1 pseudogene is annotated in these 1,125 nt (G+C 69.9%); it reads left to right on the top strand.

What is annotated here, in order from left to right:
• Nucleotides 1-1,125, top strand: a pseudogene (locus K789_RS0104060) (ATP-dependent helicase); the annotation flags it as partial.

Below are 1,125 nucleotides of genomic sequence, written 5' to 3'. Positions count from 1 at the left end.
CCGCCGCAGCCAAAGGCGGCCGCCGGGTCGGCGAACTCGACGAGGAAATGGTCTACGAATCCCGGGTGGGTGACGTGTTCGCGCTGGGCGCCACCAGCTGGAAGATCGAGGACATCACCCACGACCGGGTCCTGGTCTCCCCCGCCTTCGGCCAGCCGGGGAAGCTCCCGTTCTGGAAGGGCGACTCCCTCGGCCGCCCGGTGGACCTCGGCCGCGCGCTGGGCGCGTTTATGCGCGAACTGTCCGCGTCCGACGTCGGGCCGGCCACGGAACGCTGCAAAGCCAGCGGCCTGGACGATTTCGCCGCCAACAACCTGATCCAGTACCTCGCCGAGCAGAAGCTGGCCACCGAGGTGGTCCCCAGTGACACCACCCTGGTGGTGGAGCGCTTCCACGACGAGCTCGGCGACTGGCGCGTGGTGCTGCACAGCCCGTTCGGCATGCCGGTGCACGCGCCGTGGGCCCTCGCCGTCGGGCAGCGGCTGCATCAGCGCTATGGCATGGACGGCTCCGCGATGGCCGCCGACGACGGCATTGTGCTGCGCGTGCCCATGATGGAAGATGAGCCGCCCGGGGCTGAGCTGTTTATGTTCGACCCGGAGGAACTCGAGCAGATTGTGACCGCGGAGGTCGGCGGCAGTGCCCTCTTCGCCTCCCGGTTCCGTGAGTGCGCCGCCCGGGCACTCCTGCTGCCCCGGCAGAACCCCGGCAAGCGGCAGCCCCTGTGGCAGCAGCGCCAGCGCTCCGCCCAGCTGCTGGACGTGGCGCGGAAGTACCCCACGTTCCCGATCGTCCTGGAGACCGTCCGGGAATGCCTGCAGGACGTCTACGACCTTCCGGCCCTGAAGGACATCGCCGCGTCCATCGAGCGGCGCGAGCTGCGGATCCTGCAGACCACCACCCAGCAGCCCTCCCCCTTCGCCAAGTCCCTGCTGTTCGGCTACGTCGCGCAGTTCCTCTATGAGGGCGACTCCCCGTTGGCCGAGCGCCGGGCCGCCGCGCTGGCGCTGGATTCGACCCTGCTCAACGAGCTCCTCGGCCGGGTCGAGCTGCGCGAACTGCTCGATGCCAAGGTCATTGACGCCACCGAGCGGGAACTGCAGCGCCTCGCCCCGGACCGGAAGG

Source organism: Arthrobacter sp. TB 26 (genome assembly GCF_000427315.1).
Classification (GTDB): domain Bacteria; phylum Actinomycetota; class Actinomycetes; order Actinomycetales; family Micrococcaceae; genus Arthrobacter.
This window is presented reverse-complemented; position numbering and strand designations above follow the sequence as displayed.